Annotated in this window: 20 protein-coding genes, 1 pseudogene and 1 riboswitch; of the genes and pseudogenes, 9 read left to right on the top strand and 12 right to left on the bottom strand. The window is 72.5% G+C overall.

Annotated features, from left to right (window positions below):
• Position 1: 1 nt before the first annotated feature.
• The gene (locus tag ACS04_RS02725) at positions 2–334 is read right to left on the bottom strand and encodes a hypothetical protein (protein ID WP_048474838.1); all 333 of its coding nucleotides are present in this window, start codon (positions 332–334) and stop codon (positions 2–4) included.
• A gap of 115 nt (positions 335–449) precedes the next feature.
• On the opposite strand from ACS04_RS02725, the gene ACS04_RS02720 reads away from it, so the two are divergent.
• The 5 genes from ACS04_RS02720 (at position 450) to ACS04_RS02700 (ending at position 5480) form a co-directional block, all read left to right on the top strand.
• Positions 450–1631 (top strand): acyltransferase family protein, encoded by a 1182-nt coding sequence (locus tag ACS04_RS02720; RefSeq protein WP_048474837.1) that lies wholly within the window; start codon positions 450–452, stop codon positions 1629–1631.
• Positions 1632–1729: 98 nt separating this feature from the next.
• The gene (locus ACS04_RS02715) at positions 1730–3736 is read left to right on the top strand and encodes a bifunctional metallophosphatase/5'-nucleotidase (protein ID WP_048474836.1); all 2007 of its coding nucleotides are present in this window, start codon (positions 1730–1732) and stop codon (positions 3734–3736) included.
• A 104-nt stretch (positions 3737–3840) separates the two neighbouring features.
• Positions 3841–4245 carry a hypothetical protein gene (locus ACS04_RS02710; RefSeq protein ID WP_048474835.1) on the top strand — a complete coding sequence of 135 codons (405 nt, stop codon included), beginning with the start codon at positions 3841–3843 and terminating at the stop codon, positions 4243–4245.
• A gap of 3 nt (positions 4246–4248) precedes the next feature.
• Positions 4249–4698: a thiol-disulfide oxidoreductase DCC family protein gene (locus ACS04_RS02705; RefSeq protein WP_048474834.1), complete on the top strand. Its 450-nt coding sequence runs from the start codon at positions 4249–4251 to the stop codon at positions 4696–4698.
• 11 nt (positions 4699–4709) lie between these two features.
• Complete coding sequence (locus ACS04_RS02700) at positions 4710–5480, top strand: TetR family transcriptional regulator (protein ID WP_048474833.1); 771 nt, start codon at positions 4710–4712, stop codon at positions 5478–5480.
• Here ACS04_RS02700 and ACS04_RS02695 read toward each other — a convergent pair.
• The 3 genes from ACS04_RS02695 to ACS04_RS02685 form a co-directional block, all read right to left on the bottom strand.
• Positions 5467–7029, bottom strand: a complete 1563-nt coding sequence (locus ACS04_RS02695; RefSeq protein ID WP_048474832.1) for an ABC transporter substrate-binding protein — start codon at positions 7027–7029, stop codon at positions 5467–5469. The genes ACS04_RS02700 and ACS04_RS02695 overlap by 14 nt on opposite strands.
• A 140-nt stretch (positions 7030–7169) precedes the next feature.
• On the bottom strand, positions 7170–8486 hold the full coding sequence (locus ACS04_RS02690; RefSeq protein WP_048474831.1) for a metallophosphoesterase: 1317 nt from the start codon (positions 8484–8486) through the stop codon (positions 7170–7172).
• Positions 8483–8743, bottom strand: coding sequence for an SCO4848 family membrane protein (locus ACS04_RS02685; RefSeq protein ID WP_048474830.1), 261 nt, complete (start codon positions 8741–8743; stop codon positions 8483–8485). Before ACS04_RS02685 ends, ACS04_RS02690 begins: the two co-directional genes overlap by 4 nt.
• A 121-nt stretch (positions 8744–8864) precedes the next feature.
• On the opposite strand from ACS04_RS02685, the gene ACS04_RS02680 reads away from it, so the two are divergent.
• Entirely contained in the window at positions 8865–10121 is a 1257-nt protein-coding gene (locus ACS04_RS02680) for a D-alanyl-D-alanine carboxypeptidase family protein (RefSeq protein WP_245236254.1), read from the top strand.
• On the opposite strand, the gene ACS04_RS02675 is transcribed toward ACS04_RS02680, so the two are convergent.
• From ACS04_RS02675 to ACS04_RS02660, 4 genes are all read right to left on the bottom strand, one after another.
• Positions 10118–11095 (bottom strand): YihY/virulence factor BrkB family protein, encoded by a 978-nt coding sequence (locus ACS04_RS02675; protein ID WP_048474829.1) that lies wholly within the window; start codon positions 11093–11095, stop codon positions 10118–10120. The genes ACS04_RS02680 and ACS04_RS02675 overlap by 4 nt on opposite strands.
• A 166-nt stretch (positions 11096–11261) precedes the next feature.
• Complete coding sequence (locus ACS04_RS02670) at positions 11262–11882, bottom strand: 2'-5' RNA ligase family protein (RefSeq protein WP_048474828.1); 621 nt, start codon at positions 11880–11882, stop codon at positions 11262–11264.
• 98 nt (positions 11883–11980) lie between these two features.
• Complete coding sequence (gene trpS, locus ACS04_RS02665; protein WP_048474827.1) at positions 11981–12994, bottom strand: tryptophan--tRNA ligase; 1014 nt, start codon at positions 12992–12994, stop codon at positions 11981–11983.
• An 88-nt stretch (positions 12995–13082) separates the two neighbouring features.
• Entirely contained in the window at positions 13083–14351 is a 1269-nt protein-coding gene (locus ACS04_RS02660) for a serine hydroxymethyltransferase (protein WP_048474826.1), read from the bottom strand.
• Between the two features lie 35 nt (positions 14352–14386).
• Positions 14387–14477: riboswitch (ZMP/ZTP riboswitch) on the bottom strand.
• 159 nt (positions 14478–14636) lie between these two features.
• Between ACS04_RS02660 and rocD the strand changes: the two genes are divergently transcribed.
• The gene (rocD, locus tag ACS04_RS02655) at positions 14637–15845 is read left to right on the top strand and encodes an ornithine--oxo-acid transaminase (RefSeq protein ID WP_048474825.1); all 1209 of its coding nucleotides are present in this window, start codon (positions 14637–14639) and stop codon (positions 15843–15845) included.
• A 52-nt stretch (positions 15846–15897) separates the two neighbouring features.
• Here rocD and ACS04_RS02650 read toward each other — a convergent pair whose 3' ends face one another.
• Complete coding sequence (locus ACS04_RS02650; RefSeq protein WP_048474824.1) at positions 15898–17091, bottom strand: glutathionylspermidine synthase family protein; 1194 nt, start codon at positions 17089–17091, stop codon at positions 15898–15900.
• A 5-nt stretch (positions 17092–17096) separates the two neighbouring features.
• Positions 17097–17369, bottom strand: a complete 273-nt coding sequence (locus ACS04_RS02645; protein WP_048474854.1) for a hypothetical protein — start codon at positions 17367–17369, stop codon at positions 17097–17099.
• Positions 17370–17559: 190 nt separating this feature from the next.
• On the opposite strand from ACS04_RS02645, the gene ACS04_RS02640 reads away from it, so the two are divergent.
• Positions 17560–18399: a DMT family protein gene (locus ACS04_RS02640; RefSeq protein WP_048474823.1), complete on the top strand. Its 840-nt coding sequence runs from the start codon at positions 17560–17562 to the stop codon at positions 18397–18399.
• Between the two features lie 93 nt (positions 18400–18492).
• Here ACS04_RS02640 and pdxR read toward each other — a convergent pair whose 3' ends face one another.
• Positions 18493–19944: a MocR-like pyridoxine biosynthesis transcription factor PdxR gene (gene pdxR / locus ACS04_RS02635; protein WP_078864373.1), complete on the bottom strand. Its 1452-nt coding sequence runs from the start codon at positions 19942–19944 to the stop codon at positions 18493–18495.
• A 47-nt stretch (positions 19945–19991) separates the two neighbouring features.
• Between pdxR and ACS04_RS02630 the strand changes: the two genes are divergently transcribed.
• Entirely contained in the window at positions 19992–20495 is a 504-nt protein-coding gene (locus ACS04_RS02630; RefSeq protein WP_048474822.1) for a carboxymuconolactone decarboxylase family protein, read from the top strand.
• 39 nt (positions 20496–20534) lie between these two features.
• On the opposite strand, the pseudogene ACS04_RS02625 reads toward ACS04_RS02630, so the two are convergent.
• Positions 20535–21308: pseudogene (locus tag ACS04_RS02625) on the bottom strand (hypothetical protein); the annotation flags it as partial.

Here is a 21308-nt window from a genome sequence, read left to right as displayed (position 1 = left end):
GTCAGCCACCCACCAGGGCGACGAGCTTCAGGAAGGTGACCTCGGTGCCGAGCGGCAGTTCGAGGACCTCGTCGAGGTCGGTGACCTGCCGGTCCCCGACGAGGACCAGGAACCCGTTGCGCCGGAAGGCGGTGAGCGCGAGCTCGGCCTGCTGCTCGGCATCGGGCTGCTCGGGCAGCTTGACCAGGCCGGCGGCGCGCCGCTCGGCGACCTCCCGGAACACCCGCCGCCGGATCAACTCGCGCAGCGCGAGCCGCTCTTCGGCCACCTCGAACGCCCAGCCGCCGGCCCGGCCGCCGGAGGTCGTCTCGTCGACAAACATCACCGTTCCCATGCCCGAAAGCCTAGGACCCCCCTCTGACACCACCCCGGGCCCGCCGTCGGGCAGGGTCGCGCGGGCCCGGCCGGCGCGGGAGCCGGCCGGCCCCGTGCTCGGTAGGATCTGCCGGATGGCGACCCACCTCATACCCACCCAGCGCAGCGAGGCTGCTCCGGCGCCCGTTCCGGCTGCCGGGAAGCGTCCAAGGCTGGCTGCTTTGGACGGGTTGCGGCTCATCGCCGCGCTGATGGTGGTTTTCCATCATTACGTGGGTTTCGGCGGCAATGCCGATGCGGCCAAGAACGCCTGGGCCAAGCCCGTGGATGTGGTCTTCCCCACAGCTTCCTGGCTGGCTTCCTACACCTGGACCGGCGTCGAGTTCTTCTTCGTCATCAGCGGCTTCGTCATCTGCATGAGCAGTTGGGGCCGCAGCCTGGGCGAGTTCTTCACCTCGCGGGTGGTGCGGCTCTATCCGGCCTACTGGTTCGGCGTCGTGGCCACGACCGCCGTGGTCACCCTGTGGCCGGTGGTCGTACGGCCGGAGAGCCTGAAGGACGTCCTCCTCAACCTCACCATGCTGCAGGAGCCGTTCGGGGTCCGCTCGGTGGACGCCGTGTACTGGACGCTCTGGGTGGAGCTGCGCTTCTACCTGCTGTTCGCCCTGGTGGTGTGGAAGGGCGTCACCTACCGGCGCGTGGTCCTCTTCTGCGCGCTGTGGACCGTGGCCTCGGTCCTGGTCACCGCCGGCCGGGCGCCCTTCGCCGACTACGTCGTCATGCCGGAGTACTCGCCCTACTTCATCGCCGGTGTCGCGATGTACCTGATGCACCGGTTCCGGCCGACCATGCTGCTGTGGGGGATCGTGGCGATCTCCTGGCTGTTCTCCGTCCGCCAGGTCGCCCTCTACAACGACGCTCTCGCGGTCAGTCTCGGCCGCACGATGGACTCGAAGCCGGCGATCGCCCTGATGACCCTCGGCTACCTGGTGATGCTCGCCCTCGCGCTCGGCCGGCTGAACTGGGTACGGGGGAAGTGGCTCACCGTGGCCGGCGCGACCACGTACCCGCTCTACCTCCTCCACGAGCACATCGGCTGGACCGGTATCAGGCTGCTGCGCCACCATGTGTCGCCGTGGGCGCTGGTGGCCGTCATGACGCTCGGCATGCTCGTCGCCGCCTGGCTGGTCCACCGCCTCGTCGAGCGCCCCCTCGCCAGGATCCTGAAGCGCGGTCTCACCGGGGCCCTCGGCAGCGTACGCTCGCACGCGGACGAGGGCCCCGCCCGGCCGCCCCGGGGCCCGACCGCCCCATAGGCCCCGCCCGCGCTCGCGCCGGCCGCCGGCGGGCGGGCCCGCGGGCGGTGGCCGCGGGCGGTGTCGACAGGGGGTGCCGGGCACGGGACCATGCCCCCGTGACGAGGAACTCGCACCCCACGACCCACCGTCCCGACCGCAGTTCACCTCATCTCGGGCGCCGGGGGTTCCTCACCGCCCTCGGTACCGCCGCGGCCACCTTCGCCACCGGCGTCCCCGCCCACGCCACCGAGCACGCGCGCGACGCCGCCTCCGCCGCCGAATACGTCGACGTCCAGCTGCTCAGCATCACCGACCTGCACGGCTACCTCCAGGCCGCCCCCGGCCCCCACGCCACCATCAGCGGCAACGGAGGACTGACCTACACCGTCGGGGGCGTGGCCCCCATGGCCGCCCACCTCGCCCGCCTGCGCGCCGGCCGCGCCAACTCGTTCTTCTTCACCCCCGGCGACGCCTTCTCCGGCTGGGAGTTCGACGCCGCCGCCTTCGCGGACGAGCCCACCATCGAGGCCCTCAACCGCATGGGGCTCGACTTCGCGACCGCCGGGAACCACGAGTTCGACAAGTCCCCGGCCTTCCTCCGACGGCACATGGAGCAGGCCGTCACCTTCCCCGTCGAGGGGCGCGACACCACCTTCGCCGACTCCTCCGGCGCCCGCTTCCAAGGCGCCCGCTTCCGCTTCCACAGCGCCAACGTCGTCCGGGCGGGCGACCCGGGCCGTACCGTCCTGCCCGCGTACAACATCGAGACGGTACGGACGGCCGCCGGGCAGGAGCTGCGGATCGGGTTCATCCACCTCACCGCCCTCGGCACCGAGTCCTTCCCCGGCTCCTACCAGCCGGGCCTCGCCACCCTCGCCGAGACCGCCACCGCCGACCGGTACGCGGCCGAGCTCAAGGCCCGGGGCGTGGGCGCGATCATCCTGAGCATGCACGACGGGGCCGTCGCCGGCGCCGACTTCAACAGCGGCACCGACCCGTCCGGCCCCGCCCTCGACCTGGCGCTGCGCGTCTCCCCCGACATCGACGCCATCGTCACCGGCCACTGGCACACCCGGTTCAACATGATGCTCCCGGACCCGGACGGCGTCCCCCGCCCCTTCGTCGAAGCCGGCTGCTACGGCCAGCTGATCAACGAGATCAACCTCCGCCTCGACCCGGCCACCGGCAAGGTGGTCCGCGAGCTGACGGTGTCCACGAACCACCCCAACACCCGTGACGTCGCCCCCGACCCCGCCCTCAAGGAGGTCGTCGACTACTGGGCCGGCCAGGCCGCGGCCCGCGACGCCACGAGGATCGGGACGCAGAGCGGCTCGTTCCTCCGTACGCGCAACGCCGCGGGCGAGAGCACGATGGGCGACCTCGCCGCCGACTGGGCGCTGTGGGCGGGCAGCCGCCCGAGCGACCCCGAGAACGACGCCAACGCCCACCCCAACGTCCCGGCCCAGCTGGCCCTGGTCGCCACGGCGCCCCGGGTCGGCGTGACCGTGATCGCGGGCGACCTCGTACGGGACGCGGAATCGGGCGGCGCCGTCACCTTCGGGCGCGCCTGGAGGGCGGTCGGCTTCGGCGACCCGATCGTCAGCGCGACGGTGACCGGGCAGCAGATCCACGACGCGCTGGAGCAGCAGTGGACGACCGCGGCCGGTGGCGAACTGCTCTTCGCGCCGCTGGCCGTCTCCGGAAACGTCCGCTACACCTTCGACGCCCTGAGGCCGGCCGGCGACCGCGTGGACCCGGCCGAGGTCTTCATCGACGGCGTGGCCCTCGACCCCGCCCGCTCCTACCGCCTGGCCTGCCCCTCGTACACCTTCCTGGCGAACGACGGCTACGCGGCGCTGAGCGAGGGCCGGTCCCCGTACCGCCACCAGCGCGACTTCGAGAGCTTCGTGGCGTACGTCCGCGAGAGCGGGACCCTCACCCCGGCCCCGCTGAACCGCGTCACGGCCGCCCACACCACCCGCCGCGGCGCCGACACCGGCGCCACCCCGGACCGCGCCCCCCTCCTCCACCCAGACGGCACCCCCATGGCGCGCCCCGAAGCCGCTGCCCTCGCGGCCGCCCCCGCCCACCCCACCCCCGACGGCCCCCGGCCGCCTTGCTGATCCGACGCTTCGAGAGCCCGCGACGAGATCGCTTGAACTTGTTCAAAAAGAGGCCTACAGTCAGTCCTGCCAACGAGTTGAACACGTTCAAGGGGGGCTGAGGCATGGACCTCACCGTCGTCGCATACGTCATCTACCTGCTCATCAGCATCGGGCTGACCGTCTGGGTCGCCCGTACGCTCAGCCGTAACGGCCGCATCTTCATCGCCGACGTACTGCACGGGAACGAGAAGCTCGCGGACGCCGTGAACCACCTCCTGGTGGTGGGGTTCTACCTCGTCAACATCGGCTTCGTGACGCTCTACCTGCGCTCGGACGTCGGCATCGACTCGGCCCGCCGGCTCTTCGAGGCGCTCTCGGTCAAGCTCGGCGTCGTCCTGCTCGTCCTCGGCGTCATGCACCTCGGCAACGTCTGGGTGCTCAACAAGATGCGCCGCCGCGGGATCATGGAGCGCCAGCAGACCCCGCCGGTCGCCCCGCAGGGGTGGACCGGCCCGGCCGGGGCCTGAGCGATGACCACGGCGACGGCGACGGCGGCGCGGGCGACCCGGCACCTGACGGTGCTCTACGACGCCGACTGTCCGCTCTGCGTCCACATCCGGCACTGGCTCCTCGGGCAGCGCTGGCTGGTGCCGCTCCGGCTGATCCCGGCCGGGTCCCTCGCGGCGCGGGGCAGGTTCCCGCAGCTCGACCACGCCTCCACGCTCCGCGAGATCACCGTCATCGGGGACGCGGGGCAGGTGTGGACCGGGACCGACGCCTTCATCGTGTGCCTGTGGGCGCTGGCGGAGCACCGGCCGAAGGCGAACTGGCTCGCCACCGCGGCGGGCCGGCCCTTCGCCCGGGCCGCCATGTACACGGCCTCCGCATGGCGCCAGGCCGTGCGGACCGAGCCGGGTGCGGAGGGCGAAGCGGAGCCCGGGGCACCGGCCTGTGACGACCACTGCGCCGCACCCCGATAGGCTCGTACACCGTGACTGATCAGAAGGCTCCCAAGAGCGAGCAGACCCGCACGCTCATCCTCGAAACCGCGCTCCGTCTCTTCCAGGAGCGCGGCTTCGACAAGACGACCATGCGGGCCATCGCCAAGGAGGCAGGGGTCTCGGTCGGCAACGCCTACTACTACTTCGCGTCGAAGGAACACCTGGTCCAGGGGTTCTACGACCGGATCGGCGCCGCGCACCTCGCGGCGGTCCGGCCCATCCTGGACAGCGAGACCGATCTGCAGAAGCGCCTGGCGGGCGTGCTGACGACCTGGCTGGACATCGCGGCGCCCTACCACGAGTTCGCCTCCCAGTTCTTCAAGAACGCGGCGGACCCGGAGAGCCCGCTCAGCCCCTTCTCCCCGGAGTCGGAGCCGGCCCGCAAGCAGGCCATCGAGATGCACCGCGAGGTGCTGGCCGGCGCGAAGACCAAGGTCCCGGCCGAACTGGCCGACGTACTGCCGGAGCTGATGTGGCTCTCGCAGATGGGGCTCGTCCTGTACTGGGTCTTCGACCGGTCCCCCGGCAGCGAGAAGACGCGGCGGCTCGCGGAGCGCGGCGCGCAGCTGACGACGCGGGGCATCGTCCTGGCCCGGTTCCGGGTGCTGCGGCCGCTGGTGCGCGAGGTCCACGAGCTGTTCGCGGACTTCCTGCCGGGAATGGCCCAGACGGCGGTGTCGAGGAAGAAGCGTGCATCAGATCCGGATGCCGACTTCGACCCCGCGGCCGGCGCCGACGGGGCGGCCGCTACAGCCAGTTGAGCTCCCACAGGCGCCAGACCCCGGTGCCGTCCGAGAGGTACTGGGTGCCGGAGACGGACGCGCGGGACATCACGTAGTCCTTCTTCTGCCAGATCGGCAGCATCGGGATCTGCTGGGCGACCAGCTTCTGGAGCTCGCGGAAGTCGGCGGCGGCCTGGCCCCGGTCCGAGAAGGACTGGGTGCGGGTGATGAGGCCGTCGACGGCCTTGTCCGAGAAGCCGTTGTTCATGCTGGAGTCGGCACCGACGAGCGGGGCGAGGAAGTTGTCCGCGTCCGGGAAGTCGGGGATCCAGCCGATGGTGTAGGCGTCGAACTCGCCGGCCGCGTAGGCCTTCTGGAAATCGGCCCACTGCTCGACGGCCTTGATCTTGACCTGGAAGAGCCCAGTGGCCGTGAGCTGCTTCGCGATCTCGTCGGCCTCGGCGGCGTTCGGGCCGCGCGCGTTCAGGCCGAGGGTGAGGGAGACCGGGGCGGTGATCCCGGCGTCCTTGAGCAGCTTCTTCGCGGTGGCGCCGTTCGGGGCCGGGTAGGCGTCGAAGAACGGGTTGCCGTGCGAGGAGATCCCGGCCGGTACCAGGGAATAGAGCGGGGTCACCGTGCCGCGGTGGACCTCGCCGGCCACCTTGGAGCGGTCGATGACGGCGGCGATCGCCTGGCGCACGGCGAGCGGCGCGGCCGTGGAGCCGGGGCGGACGTTGAAGACCAGGCTGCGGATCTCGGAGCCGCCGGAAGTCTGGTACTTGGTGTCCTCCAGCCCCGGGTTGAGGCCCGCGAGCACCTCCGGCGGCATGTCGCGGTGGGCGACCTCGACCTGGTGGTCGGCCCAGGCCTGGTTGAGCTGGGCCGAGTCCTTGTAGTACCGGACGGTGACGGCCGTCTTGGCGAGCTGCTTGGACTGGCCGCGGTAGGCCTCGTTCGGCTTGAGCTCGGCGCTGGTGCCGGCGTGGTACGCGCCGAGGGTGAAGGGGCCGGAGCCGTCGACCTTTCCGTCCTCCCGGAGGGCCTTCGCCGGGTACTTCTCCTTGTCGACGATCGAGGCGGCGCCTGTCGCGATCTTGAAGGGGAAGGTGGCGTCGGGCGCGGAGAGCGTGAAGGTGACGGTGCGGCCGTCCGCCTTGACCGACTGGAGGGTGTTGAAGAGCGGCGCCGGACCCTGATCGGAGTTGATCGCCTTGATCCGGTCGAAGGAGTGCTTGACGTCCTCCGCGGTGACGGCGCGCCCGTTCGAGAACTTCAGGTCGGGGCGGAGCTCGCACTGGTACGTGGTGAGCTGGGCGCCGGTGAACTTGCAGGCGGAGGCCGCGTCCGGGACCGGGGTGTCGGAGCCGGACTTGATGGTCAGCAGGGACTGGTAGACGTTGCTGAACAGGGCCCAGGAGCCCGCGTCGTACGCCCCGGCGGGGTCGAGGGACGAGACCACGTCGCTCGTCCCGACCCGCAGGGCGGTCCCGCTCCCCCGGCCCTCCTCCGGAAGCAGCTGCCAGGCGCCGACACCGGCGACGCCGATCACCAGCCCCGCCGCGATGACCTTCGAGCGGACAGACTTCACCCTTGACCCCACCCCACCCATGAAAATGCCATGGTTTGACTCGCTGACCGGATCCCCATGTCCGATTAACGGTCATCCCATCATGGAAATTCAGCCCCGGGAAGGCCGAATGACGGCGGGTCGTTGCCGGTTGCGCCCGGTCACGCCTGGTATGAGGCGAGTTCGACGACCGTGATGTCGGACGGGGCGCCGACCCGTACCGGCGGCCCCCAGGCACCGGCTCCGCGCGATACGTAGAGCTGGGTCTCGCCGTAGCGCTCCAGCCCGGCGACGGTGGGGTTGGCGAGCTCGGCGAGGTAGTTGCCGGGCCAGAGCTGGCCGCCGTGGGTGTGGCCGGAGAGCTGGAGGTCGACGCCGTGGCGGACGGCGTCGTGGATGACGACCGGCTGGTGCGCCATGAGCACGGCGGTACGGGCCGGGTCGCGGTCGCCGAGGGCGGCCGTGAAGTCCGGGCCCTGGCCCTCCGTCTCGCCCGCCACGTCGTTGACCCCGGCGAGGTCGAAGTACGGGAGGGGGCGGCGGGCGTTCTCCAGGGGTGTGAGGCCGAGCTCGCGGACGTGGTCGACCCACTGCCGGGCGCCGGAGAAGTACTCGTGGTTGCCGGTGACGAAGTAGGAGCCGTGGCGGGCGCGGAGCCCGCGCAGGGGCTCGGCGGCGGGGCCGAGGTCGTGGACGCTGCCGTCCACCAGGTCGCCGACGACGGCGATGAGGTCGGGCTGCGTGCGGTTGATCGTCTCGACGATGCGCGTGGTGTGGGCGCGGCCGAGGATGGGACCGAGGTGGATGTCGCTGACGACGGCGATGCGGAAGCCGTGCGCGGCCCGGGGGAGTTTGGCCAGGGGGACCTGGACGCGCTTGACGCGGGGGCCGCGGAGGACTCCGTACGTGCCCTGGGCGACGGTGGCGGTCGCCGCGAGGGCGGCCGCGCCGCCCACCGCCCGTGCGACGAACTGGCGGCGGGTGGCTCCGCCGGGGGCCGGCCCCGGCCCGGGCGCACCGGCAGGTGCGGGTGCAGGGGCGGGTGCGGGTGCCACGTCGGGTGCCGGCTCGCCGGCCGTGGCAGGTGCCGGCTCGCCCGCCGTCGCGGGCGCCGCCGCCCGCGGGGCCGGGGCGTCGAGGCAGGCCCCGGGCCCGGAGGCCCCCCGGCGCCGCAGCAGGATCGCCCGTACCGGCTCCGCCACCAGCATCGCCAGGCTCAGGTACAGCAGCACCGCGAGCCACATGTACCCGGGCCAGGCCACCGACCGCTGGAGCCAGAAGGGGGCGCCGGCGCGCCCCGCGGTGAGGGCGGCCAGGGACAGGAGGGGCAGTGCGAAGGCCAGGGCGGTGCCGGCGCGGCGCGCCGCGCCGCGCGGGCGCGTCGTATCGCGGACCAGGCGGACCCACAGCCAGCGGTGGACCAGGACCAGCAGGGCCAGCACCGCCAGCCCGATGCCCGCGAAGAGCACGATCCTCATGCGTGCGGACCCCGGCGTGATTCACGCCGCAGCGCGAGGACGCCGCGCAACCCGATCACACCAACGGCCGTCCCCAGGAGAAAGGAGGCGATGGCCAGGAGAAGGTGTACCCAGAAGTAGGCCGTCGGCTCGCCCGCCGCGTCGAATGCCAGACCACTGGCGTCCTTCCACAGGTTCCGGACGAAAGTTGCCCAGATGAACCAGCTCCACACTCCGAAGGCGAGCAGGAACCAGGACACGGCGCGGCTGAGTTTCATGCCCCCAGTATCGGTTCGGTCCCCAGGACGGACGCGTCGGGGTGGGCTGTCCCGGCGGTGGTTCGGCCGCGTTGACCGCTCCCTGACGGCAGAAAGCCGATATGGATGTAATTTCACCTGCGTGTCTGCAAAGAAGACCGCACTGACGGTCCTTTCCGCCGGCCTGCTGGTCCCCGCGATGCTCGTGGTGCCCGCGCACGCCGCGCCCGCCCCGCCCTCGGACGGGAAGGCGCAGCCGCCCAAGGCGCCTGCCGCCGCGGCGCCGCCGGCGTCGATGTCCACCGTCGGCGGCTCCCTCCTGGGCAAGCCGGGGGTGCAGGTGAACCCGCTCGCGGGCGCCCCCGCCCTGCCGACGAGCCTGACGGGGCGTTCGTGGATCGTGGCCGACGCCGACACCGGCGAGGTGCTGGCCGCCAACAACGCGCACTGGCGGCTGCCCCCGGCCTCCACCCTGAAGATGCTCTTCGCGGACACGGTGCTGCCCAGCCTCCCCAAGGACCAGGTCCACAGGGTCACCGAGCAGGAGATGGAGGGCATCGGCTCCGGCTCCAGCCTGGTCGGGGTCAAGGAGGACCACGAGTACTCGGTGCACGACCTGTGGCTCGGGGTGTTCCTGCGGTCCGGCAACGACGCCGTGCACGTGCTGGCCGCCATGAACGGCGGCATCGAGAAGACCGTCAAGGACATGCAGGCGCACGCCGAGGAGCTCCAGGCCCTCGACACGCACGTGGTCTCCCCGGACGGGTACGACGCCCCGGAGCAGGTGTCGAGCGCGTACGACCTCACCCTCATCGCCCGCTCCGGCCTGCAGAAGCAGGACTTCCGGGAGTACTGCGGGACGGCGGAGGCGAAGTTCCCGGGGCACCAGGAGCCCGGGAAGCCGCGCGAGTACTTCGAGATCCAGAACACCAACCGGCTGATGACGGGCTCCGGCGGGCTCTCCCCGTACAAGGGCATCGCGGGGGTGAAGAACGGCAACACGACCATGGCCGGGTCGACGTTCACCGGTGCGGCGCAGCAGGGCGGCAAGAAGCTGCTGGTGACGGTGATGAACCCGGCCGCGGGCGGGCTGAACTCGGTCTACGAGGAGACCGCCGACCTCTTCGACTGGGGCTTCGCGGCGATCGGCAAGGTCAAGCCCGTCGGTGAGCTGGTCCCGCCGAAGAGCGCGGACACCACCTCGCTGGGTTCCCCCGCCCAGTCGCACGAGAAGAACCCGGCGGCGGCCGGTGCGGGCGCGGGCGGCGGTGTCGGTACCGCGCTCGGGGTCGCGGGCGGGGCGCTGGCCGTGATCGCGGGCGGGGCGTACGCGGTCAACCGGCGCTGGCCGCGGGGCCCGCGCGGCCGCCGCGCGGGCGGCGGCGACCCGGTGGCCTAGCCTTCGGCACCCGGGACGCCCCTGGGACCCGGGGCCGGGGCCCCCTCGGCTTTCGCGTTGTCCGCGTCGGCGGGGGTCGGCGGCGTCCGCTCCGCCCGCGCGTCCTCGCCGTCCTCGCCGTCGGCGGCGGCGTGGGTGGCCGTCCAGGCGGAGCAGTACAGCAGCAGCTTCGCCATCAGGTTGATCCAGATCAGCAGGGCGACCGGCACGCCGAAGGCCCCGTACATGCTCTTCGCGGCCACCCCGCGCATATAGCCGCTGAGCAGCAGTTTCAGCAGTTCGAACCCGGCCGCGCCGATGAGTGCGGCCTGGATGAGGCGCCGGCGCGGCGGTTCGACGCCGGGCAGCAAGGTCAGTACGTACAGCAGGATCAGGAAGGCGGCGACGACGCCGACGAGGAAGGCTCCGGCGCGCAGCAGTGCTCCGCCCGCACCCTGCTGCGGCACGCCCAGCCAGCCGCCGAACTTGCCGACCGCGCTGGAGCCGAGGATGGAGGCGGCCGCCGAGGCCAGGCCCACGCCGCCGAGGCCGACGAGGACGAGCGCGTCCTTGCCCTTGCGGAGGATGGGGTTGCCCAGGTCCTCGTCGTCCTTCTCCCAGACGGCGCGCAGGCAGTCCCGCATCGAGCCGACCCACCCGACGCCGGTGACGAGCAGCAGGGCGGCGGCGACGAGGCCGACCGTGCCCGCGTTGGCGACGAGGCCCTCGATGTCGAGCTGGTCGGAGATGCCGGGGACCTGCTCGGCGAGGTTCTTCTGGAGCCGGTCCAGCTGCTCCTGGCTGAGCAGCCCGGCTCCGATGGCGGCGGCCACGGTGATCAGGGGGAAGAGCGCGAGGAAGCTGATGAAGGTGATCGCGGCGGCGAGCCGGCTCCAGTGGACCCGGTCGAGGCGCTCGTAGGCACGCCAGGCGTGGGTCCGCATGAGGCGGACCACCAGCGGGCCGATCACCGGGAGTTTCGTCAGCCAGTCCATGGGGTCACGGTAAATGAGGGAACGGAAATAGCCGGGATTGCCGGGTTCGGGCGCTACGGTCGTCGATTGTGACTTTTCGCGAAGTGCTTCCGACGGGCTGTTCATTCCCCACTCTGGTCCTACGTACGCTCCGCTTCCACGTCCGCACGACCCTCAGGCCGCTGCGTCAGGAACGCCGCGAGCCGCTGTCGCCCGCGGCCCCGGCGGCCGGCGCCGCCTCATCGACCCGTGAGCCCGACTGCGCCGGGACCCCGGCGATCGGGCTCGTGCCGAAAGGGTATTCGCGCAGCTTGCGCCAGACCCCGTCCGAGCCCTGCTCGTAGAGCGCGAACCCGGTGCAGGTCCACTGCGCCTCGTAGTCGGCGAGGGTGTCGAACGCCAGGTCCATCGCCTCCTCGGAGATCCCGTGGGCGACCGTGACGTGGGGGTGGTACGGGAACGCCAGCTCCCGGCTGAGCGGCCCGTCCGGGTCGCGGACCAGGCTCTGGAGCCGGGTGCACCCCGTACCGCCTTCGACGATCTGGACGAAGACGACCGGGGAGACCGGGCGAAAGGTTCCCGTCCCCTCCAGCCGCATCCCGAAGGGGCCGAAGGCGGCCGCGACCTCGGCCAGGTGGGCCCTGATCTCCGGCAGCCGGTCCGCCTCCACCTCGGTGGGCGGGACGAGGGTGACGTGCGTGGGGATGCCGTGCGCGGCGGCGTCCCCGAAGCCGGCGCGCAGCTGTTGCAGCCGGCTGCCGTACGGCTCCGGGACCGCGATCGAAACGCCGAGCGTTACGGTCCCCACGTCTGTCTCCTCCGTCGTCTGGTGTGTACCGGTCGCGTACGGGTCCTGCCGACCCAGTGTGGGGCCAGCACCCCCCGGATTGCCAGGGGCCCCGGGCCTCAGTGCTTGGCGGGCACCAGACCGAGGCGGTCGTAGGCCTGCGCGAGGGTCTCGGCGGCGACCGCGCGGGCCTTCTCGGCGCCCTTGGCCAGGATGGAATCCAGGGTCTCCGGGTCGTCCAGGTACTCCTGGGTGCGCTGCTTGAAGGGTGTGACGAAGTCGACCATCACACCGGCCAGGTCCGTCTTGAGCGCCCCGTAGCCCTTGCCCTCGTAGCGGGTTTCGAGGTCCGCGACGGACTCCCCCGTGAGGGTGGAGTAGATCGTGAGCAGGTTGCTGACGCCGGGCTTGTTCTCGGTGTCGAAGCGGATCACGGCCTCGGTGTCGGTGACCGCGCTCTTGATCTTCTTCTCGGTGGCCCTGGGCTCGTCGAGGAGGTTGATCAGGCCCTTGGGGGAGGACGCGGACTTCGACATCTTGATCGAGGGGTCCTGGAGGTCGTAGATCTTCGCGACCTCCTTGACGATGTGCGCGGCGGGGACCGTGAAGGTCCGGCCGTAGCGCTGGTTGAAGCGCTCGGCCAGGTCGCGCGTGAGCTCGATGTGCTGGCGCTGGTCCTCGCCGACCGGGACGGCGTTCGCCTGGTAGAGCAGGATGTCCGCGACCTGGAGGATCGGGTACGTGAAGAGGCCGACGCTGGCGCTGTTGACGCCGCCCTTGGCGGACTTGTCCTTGAACTGCGTCATCCGGCTGGCCTCGCCGAAGCCGGTGATGCAGTTCATGACCCAGCCGAGCTGCGCGTGCTCGGGGACGTGGCTCTGGATGAAGAGCGTGCAGCGGTCCGGGTCGAGGCCGGCGGCGAGCAGCTGGGCCGCGGAGAGGCGGGTATTGGCGCGCAGGTCCTTCGGATCCTGCGGCATGGTGATCGCGTGCAGGTCGACGACCATGTAGAACGCGTCGTGCGTCTCCTGGAGGGCGACGTACTGGCGGATGGCACCGAGGTAGTTCCCGAGGTGGAACGAGCCGGAGGTGGGCTGGATGCCGGAGAGCGCGCGAGGACGATCAGAAGCCATGGCCCCATTCTCTCAGGTACGAGGGCCCCGCCGGTCCGCACCCGTCCGGTGAATCCCCCCGGGGCCGGGGCCCCGGGGAGAGGGCCGGTCAGGACAGCGGGAGGCCCGGGGCGGGGTGGGCCGCCATGAGGTCCGCGACCTCCGCGCGGATCGCGGCGAGGGCCGGCTCGTCCGACTTCGCGGCGGCGTCGACCGCCCGGGAGATCCACTCCGCCACCACCGGCATGTGGTCCGTCCCCAGGCCCCGCGAGGTCAGCGAGGGCGTGCCGATGCGGATGCCCGACGGGTCGAACGGCTTGCGGGGGTCGAACGGGACCGTGTTGTAGTTCACGACGATCCCGGCGCGGTCCAGGGCCTTGGCCGCCACCTTGCCCGCCACCCCCCGCGAGGTGAGGTCCATCAGGATCAGGTGGTTGTCCGTGCCGCCCGACACCAGGTCGAAGCCGCGCTCCAGCAGGGCCGCCGCCAGCGCCTTCGCGTTGGCGACCACCGCGTGCGCGTACGTCACGAACGAGGGCTGGGCCGCCTCGTGCAGGGCCACCGCGATGCCCGCCGTCGTCTGGTTGTGCGGGCCGCCCTGGAGGCCGGGGAAGACCGCCTTGTCGAGGGCCTTCGCGTGCTCCTCCTTGCACATCAGCATCGCGCCGCGCGGTCCGCGCAGCGTCTTGTGCGTGGTGGTGGAGACGACGTCCACGTGCCCGACCGGCGAGGGGTGCGCCCCGCCCGCGATCAGGCCCGCGATGTGCGCGACGTCGGCGACGAGGACCGAGCCCGCCTCCTGCGCGATCGAGGAGAACGCCTCGAAGTCGATGGTGCGCGGGAGCGCCGTACCGCCACAGAAGATGATCTTCGGGCGCTCGGCCAGCGCGAGCTCGCGCACGGCGTCGTAGTCGATCAGGCCGGTCTCGGCGGACACCCCGTACTGCACGCCCCGGAACCAGGACCCCGTGGCCGAGACCCCCCAGCCGTGGGTCAGGTGGCCGCCCATCGGCAGGGCCATGCCCATCACCGTGTCGCCGGGCTTCGCGAAGGCCAGGTACACGGCGAGGTTCGCCGGGGAGCCGGAGTACGGCTGGACGTTGGCGTGGTCGACCCCGAACAGGCCCTTGGCCCGCTCGACGGCCAGCGCCTCGACCCGGTCGATGTTCTGCTGGCCCTCGTAGTAGCGGCGGCCCGGGTAGCCCTCGCTGTACTTGTTCTGCAGCACCGTGCCGGAGGCTTCGAGGACGGCGGCGGACACGTAGTTCTCGCTGGGGATCAGGCGCAGGGTCTGCGCCTGCAAGGTCTCCTCGGCGGCGACGAAGGACGCCAGCTCGGGGTCGACTGCGGTCAGGGCGGGGTGGCGGCTCGCGCTCATGGCGGCTCCTCCGGGGTCGATGTCGGTTCTCGTCCCCGCGAGGCCCAGGCGAGCGGCCCTGTATGCGGTCCTGCGCGCACGACTCCCCCGGAGTTGGTTCTCCGTACGCCAGTCGCCGTGCGTAGCGCTCACCTTAGCGGGCGGTCCACAAGAAAGGTTTCCCCGTCCGGTATACGAGCGACGTATAGCCGTATACAAGGTGACGTGATGCTGGTGACGCCACCCCCGTCACCTCCATCGCCCCAGTCACCGCCCCATCCGCCCGCACCGACGATCGGAGACCCCGTGTCGACAACTGCTGAAGCCCTGCGTTCCGCCGAGGCGCACAGCGCGCACAACTACCATCCGCTGCCCGTCGTCGTGGCGTCCGCGGAAGGCGCGTGGATGACCGACGTGGAGGGCCGCCGGTTCCTGGACATGCTCGCGGGCTACTCGGCGCTCAACTTCGGCCACGGCAACCGTCGTTTGATCGATGCGGCCAAGGCGCAGCTGGAGCGGGTCACGCTCACCTCGCGGGCCTTCCACCACGACCGGTTCGCCGATTTCTGCCGCGAACTCGCCGCGCTGTGCGGCAAGGAGATGGTGCTGCCGATGAACACGGGCGCGGAGGCCGTGGAGACGGCGGTGAAGACCGCCCGCAAGTGGGGCTACGAGGTCAAGGGCGTGCCGGACGGGCAGGCCAAGATCGTGGTCGCCGCGAACAACTTCCACGGCCGTACGACCACCATCGTGAGCTTCTCGACGGACCACGAGGCCCGCGACCACTACGGGCCCTACACCCCCGGGTTCGAGATCGTCCCGTACGGGGACCTGACCGCGCTGGCGGAGGCCGTCACGGCGAACACCGTGGCCGTGCTGCTGGAGCCGATCCAGGGCGAGGCCGGGGTGCTGGTGCCGCCGGCCGGCTACCTGCGGGGCGTACGGGAGCTCACGCGCGAGCGGAACGTGCTGTTCATGGCCGACGAGATCCAGTCGGGGCTGGGCCGGACCGGCAGGACCTTCGCGTGCGAGCACGAGGACGTCGTGCCGGACGTCTACATCCTCGGCAAGGCGCTCGGCGGCGGCGTGGTCCCGGTCTCGGCCGTGGTCGCCGACCGGGACGTGCTCGGGGTGTTCCGGCCCGGCGAGCACGGCTCCACTTTCGGGGGCAACCCGCTGGCCTGCGCGGTCGCCCTGGAGGTGATCGCGATGCTGCGCTCGGGCGAGTACCAGCAGCACGCCGCCGAGCTCGGCGACCACCTGCACCGGGAGCTGAACCTGCTGGTCGGCGGGGGCGCGGTGACCGCCGTACGCGGGCGGGGGCTGTGGGCCGGCGTCGACATCGACCCGGCGCACGGCACGGGCCGGCAGATCTCGGAGGCGCTGATGCGGCGGGGCGTGCTGGTCAAGGACACGCACGGGTCGACGATCCGCATCGCGCCGCCGCTGGTGATCGCCAAGGAGGACCTGGACTGGGGCCTGGACCAGCTGCGGGAGGTCCTGGCCGCCGGCTGACGGATCCGCCGTGGGCGCGGCCCGAGGGGCCGGCCGCGCCCACCCGGCGGCGCTACAGGATGACGTGGGGAAGGAAGCGAGCGTACTCGTCCGTGACCGGGCCCGCCGATTCCCGGATGCCCAGGCCCGCGGCCTCCTCCTCGACGACCCAGGCGCCGAGCACCACGCGGTTGCCGTCGAAGTCGGGGAGCGGGGCCAGGCCCTGGAAGACGTACGCCTCCCCCTCCTGCGGAGTGAACGGCTCGGCGCCGCCCGCCGGGTGCAGGGTGACCCCGGCGCCCTCGCGGCCCAGCAGCGGCTTCGCCGCGTACCCGGTGGTGCCGGCGAGCTCGCGCGGGCCGTCCAGGTAGGCGGGCAGCAGGTTCGGGTGCTCCGGGAAGAGCTCCCACAGGATCGCCAGCAGCGCCTTGTTCGACAGCAGCATCTTCCACAGCGGCTCGATCCAGGTGGTGCTCCCGGAGCCGCCGCCGTGGTCGTAGGTGCCGAGGACCTGCGGGCCGAAGGCGTCGGTGGCCAGCCATTCCCACGGGTAGAGCTTGAAGCAGCTGCGGATGAACCCGAGCTTCCGGTCGACGAACCGGCCCGACAGGCTGTCCCAGCCGATCTGTTCGACGGACAGCTCCTCGGTCTCCAGGCCCGCCTGCTCGGCGGTCTCCTGGAGGTAGGCGACCGTCATCAGGTCCTCGCCGAGCTCGTCCGTCTCGGAGTGCGCGAAGTGCACCGGGCCGGGCGGCAGCAGCTCGGCCTGGCGGCGCCAGGCCTCGACGAGCCGCTCGTGGAGGGAGTTCCACTGGTCGGCGCCGGGGAAGCGCTCCTCCATCCAGAACCACTGCGGACTGGCCGCCTCCACGAGGGAGGTGGGGGTGTCGGCGTTGTACTCCAGCATCTTGGCCGGCTCGCCGGAACCGTCGTAGCGCAGGTCGAAGCGGCCGTAGAGGGAGGGCTGTTCGGCCCGCCGGCGCCAGGACTCGGCGATCAGCGCGGCCAGCTTCGGGTCGGTGATGCCGAGGTCCGCGAAGCGGTCGTGCTCGACGATGTGCGCGGCCGCGGCCAGGCACATGGCGTGCAGCTCCTCGACGACGTTCTCCAGTGCCTCCACCTCGGGGAGCGAGAAGGAGTAGTACGCGCTCTCGTCCCAATAGGGCCGCAGGGAGTCGTCGGGGTAGCGGGTGAGGGGATAGATCAGCCCCTGCTCCTCGACGGTCTTCTGCCAGTCGGGGCGCGGCTCGATGGTGTGGCGCTGCACGGGGTTCAGCCGCCGCTGGAGCCGGAGTGGCCGCCGATGCCGCCGCGGGTGACGGCGGACTTGTCGAAGCTGCCGCCGCTGACCCGGTTGTTGCTCGCGATGGAGCCGCCGTAGTAGTAGGAGCCGCGGCCGCCGCTCTTCTTGCACTCCTTGGTGTTCAGCTTCTCCAGGGTGACGCGGTCCGCGCAGCGCTTGTCGGGCTCGTTGCTGCTGCCACAGGCCACGAGGGCGGCGGCCAGCAGGCCCATGCCGCCGAGGGCGACGCCACCGGAGCGCATGCGGCGGCGGGTGGTGCCGGCGGGGGCGCCGATGGCGGCGGGGGTCGTGGTCGTTCTGCTGCCCGTACTGCTGTCCGTACTGCTGTCGTCCATGGCGGACAGACTAGAACGGGGCGGCGAAACGATGGAATCCGGCCGCCGAAACCCCCTCACGACCTTCATGACCTAGAGTCGTTTCGTGCTTCTTGGGATGGTTTGCGCGCTGGGTGCGGCGGTCTGTTTCGGTACGGCTTCGGTGCTCCAGGCGATGGCCGCGCGGGCGGCGGAGCCGGGGACGGGATCCGGGGTGGACGCGGCCCTCCTGCTGCGGGCGGCCCGGCAGTGGCGCTACGTGGCGGGCCTGGGGCTGGACGCGGCCGGGTTCGTCCTGCAGATCGTGGCGCTGCGGCACGTCCCGATCTACACGGTGGGTGCGGCGCTGGCGGCGAGCCTCGCGGTGACGGCGGTGGTCTCGGCGCGGCTGCTGCACGTGCGGCTGAGCGGCGCCGAGTGGGGCGCGGTGGGGGTGGTCTGCGCGGGGCTGGCCATGCTGGCGCTGGCCTCGGGCGAGGAGGGCTCGGGGACGGGCTCGTTCGCGCTGAAGGTGGGGCTGCTGGTGGTGGCGGGGCTGGTGCTGCTGGTGGGGGTGGTGGCGGGCGGGCTCCCGGACCGCTCCCGGGCCCTCGTCCTCGGTTTGGCGGCGGGCACGGGGTTCGGGGTGGTGGAGGTGGCGGTCCGCCTCATCGACGACGTGTCGCTCGCGATGTTCGCGAACCCGGCGCTGTACGCCCTGCTGCTGGGCGGGGGCGCGGCGTTCCTGCTGCTCACCTCGGCGCTCCAGCGCGGCTCGGTGACGGTGGCCACCGCGGGCATGGTGATCGGCGAGACGATCGGCCCGGCGGTGGTGGGCGTGGCCTGGCTCGGCGACCGCACCCGCGAGGGCCTGACCTGGCTGGCGGTCCTCGGCTTCGCGGTCGCGGTGGCCGGAGCCCTGGCACTGGCCCGCTTCGGCGAACCCCCGCAGACGGAAAGGGAGACGGAGCCGGCCTGACGGCGGGACGGACGGCGGACGGCGGACGGCGGACGGCGGACGGCGGACGGCAGGACTGACGGCGGGCCGTACGGGGACGCCCCGCGCGGTCCGCTACGGCAGTGCCGCGAGCAGGGCCGCCAGCGTCGCCGACCAGGCGCTCGTCGGCGGCGTTCCGTAGCCGACCACCAGGGCCTCCCGCCGCGGGAGCCGGGCGTCCGGGTGGGCGAAGAAGGACAGCGGCACCACCGCGAGGTCCTGCCAGGCCGCGGAGCGCAACGCGGCGGCCTCGGTCCCCGCCGGGAGGTCCAGCACCGCGTGCAGCCCCGCCGCGATGCCCGACACCGCCACCCGGCCGGAGACGGCCGCGACCAGCTCGTCCCGGCGGCGCCGGTACCGCAGCCGCATGCCGCGCACGTGCCGGTCGTACGCCCCCGACCTGATGAACTCCGCCAGCGTCAGCTGGTCCACCGCGCTCGACGTCCAGTCGGTCCGGCCCTTCGCCGCCACGACCTCGTCCAGCAGCCCCGGCGGCACCACCATCCACCCCATCCGCAGCCCCGGGGCGAGCGACTTGCTCGCCGTACCGAGGTAGACCACCCGGTCCGGGTCCAGGCCCTGCAAGGCGCCCACCGACTGGCCGTCGTAGCGGAACTCCCCGTCGTAGTCGTCCTCCACGATCAGTGCGCCGGTGCTGCGGGCCCAGTCGACCGCCGCCGCCCGGCGGGCGGGGGTCAGCGCCGCCCCGGTGGGGAACTGGTGCGCCGGCGTCAGCAGCACCGCCCCGGCGCCCGCGCCCACCGGCCCCGCGAGGTCCTGCGTCCGCGCCCCCGCGTCGTCCACCGCCAGCGGACGGGTCCGCAGCCCCGCCTCCGCGAGCGAGTCCCGGTGGTGGTGGAGGCCGTACCCCTCCACCACCACGTCCCGTACCCGGCGCGCCCGCAACACCCCCGCCAGCAGCATCAGCGCGTGCGCGAACCCCGCGCACAACACGATCCGCTCCGGGTCCGCGTAGACTCCGCGCGCCCGCGCCAGGTACCCGGCCAGCGCCTCCCGCAGCTCCACCCGGCCGCGCGCGTCGACCGCGTACCCGAAGGCCTCGTTCGGCGCCTGCGCCAGCGCCCGCCGGGCTGCCGTCAGCCAGGCGGCGCGGGGAAAGGCGCCCAGGTCCGGGGTGCCGGGCACCAGGCTGTACGCGTGCCGCCGCGGCGCGGGGTGGCGCAGGCGGGCGGAGCCCGCGGGCCGCAGCGGCCGGGCCCGCTGCGCCACCCGGGTGCCCGAGCCCTGGCGGGCCGTCAGCCAGCCCTCGGCGACGAGCTCGGCGTACGCCTCCGCGACCGTGTTTCGCGCGATCCCGAGGTCCGCGGCGAACGTGCGCGAGGAGGGCAGCCGGGTGCCGGGCGCCAGTCGCCCGCTGCGTGCGGCCTCGCGCAGCGCCTCGACCAGCCCGGCGCGCAGACCGCGCCCGCCGGAGAGGTCCAGATGCAGGTCAGCACCGAAACCGGAACCCGGTCCGCCGACCGCTTCCGCCGCCTCGTCACCGGAAATGGCCCAAGGATCCGTCATGGATATGGACCATACGGGCGGGCCGCCTGCTTCCTAAAGTTGGACACATGACCACCACGTACGCAGACACCACCGCACACGCACCCGAGCACACCCCCCGCATGGGCTGGGCCAAGCACGCCCCCGAGGTCTACAAGGCGATCGTCGGCCTGGAGATGGCCGCGAGGAAGGGCCTGGACCCGGCCCTGGTCGAGCTGGTCAAGATCCGCGCCTCGCAGCTCAACCACTGCGCGTTCTGCCTGGACATGCACACCAAGGACGCCATCGCCGGCGGCGAGACCGTCGAGCGGATCGTCCAGCTCACCGCGCTGGAGGAGTCGCGCCACTTCTACACCGAGAAGGAAGTGGCCGCGCTCGAACTGACCGAGGCCGTGACCGTCCTGACCGAGGGGTTCGTTCCCGACGAGGTGTACGAGAAGGCCGCGAAGCACTTCGAGGAGAAGGAACTCTCCCACTTGATCGCCATCATCGCGACGATCAACGTCTGGAACCGCTTCGCCGTCACCACGCGCATGGTCCCGGGCCACTACACGCCGGGCATGTTCAAGTAGGCCCGGCGCCGGACCGCCGCGCCGGTCCGGCCGGACGCTTCAGTCCGGCCGGAACGAGCCCAGGGCCGCCGCCATGCGCGTGCGGACGGCCTTGGTCTCGGCGACCGGGCCGAAGCCCATGAGCACCCAGCGGCTGCCGTCGGAGGCGACGGTCAGCCGCCCGATGGCGTGCGCGGTCCCGTTCGTCTCCCCGTCGGGAAGCTCGTACACGATCTCGCAGCCGGTGGTGTCCGTCGCTCCGAGCGAGAGCCGCCGGTAGCCGTCCCGGGAGCTGAGCCCCTTGGTGTCCTCGATCAGGACCTCGCACGCGTTGTCGGAGCCGCCGGTGACCCGGTAGACCTGGAGCAGGCGGCCCCGGCCCTGCTCGGGGCGGAACACCGTGCCGATCGTGCCCCCGCTCTCGGACGCGCTGAGCTGCCAGTCGTCCGGCACCGCGACCCGGAAGCCGGCTCCGGCGCTGCGCAGCACCTTGTACCCGTCCGGCACCTGCGCGGAATCCCCCGTCAGGTACGAGGCGCCCCAGACGGCCCCGCCCACGGCCGCGGCGACGCCGAGCGCGATGCCCAGCCGGCGCGGCCACCGGCGCGCGGTGCGCCGCGCGGGCGGGCCGCTGCGGGGTGCCGGGTCGGCCGGAGCGGCCCACGGGTTCGGCGGCTCGGTGTCCGCGGGTTCGGCAGCAGGGAGTTCGGCGGCCCGCGGCTCGGTGCCCGCGGGCTCGGCGGCCGGCGGCTCGGTGCCCGGCGGCTCGGCGCCCGGCGCGTAGGCGGGCTTCGGCGGGAGGTCCGGGCGCCCCGGCCCCGGCCCCTCACGCCC

The organism is Streptomyces roseus, from assembly GCF_001044425.1.
Taxonomy (GTDB): domain Bacteria; phylum Actinomycetota; class Actinomycetes; order Streptomycetales; family Streptomycetaceae; genus Streptomyces; species Streptomyces roseus.
This window is presented reverse-complemented; position numbering and strand designations above follow the sequence as displayed.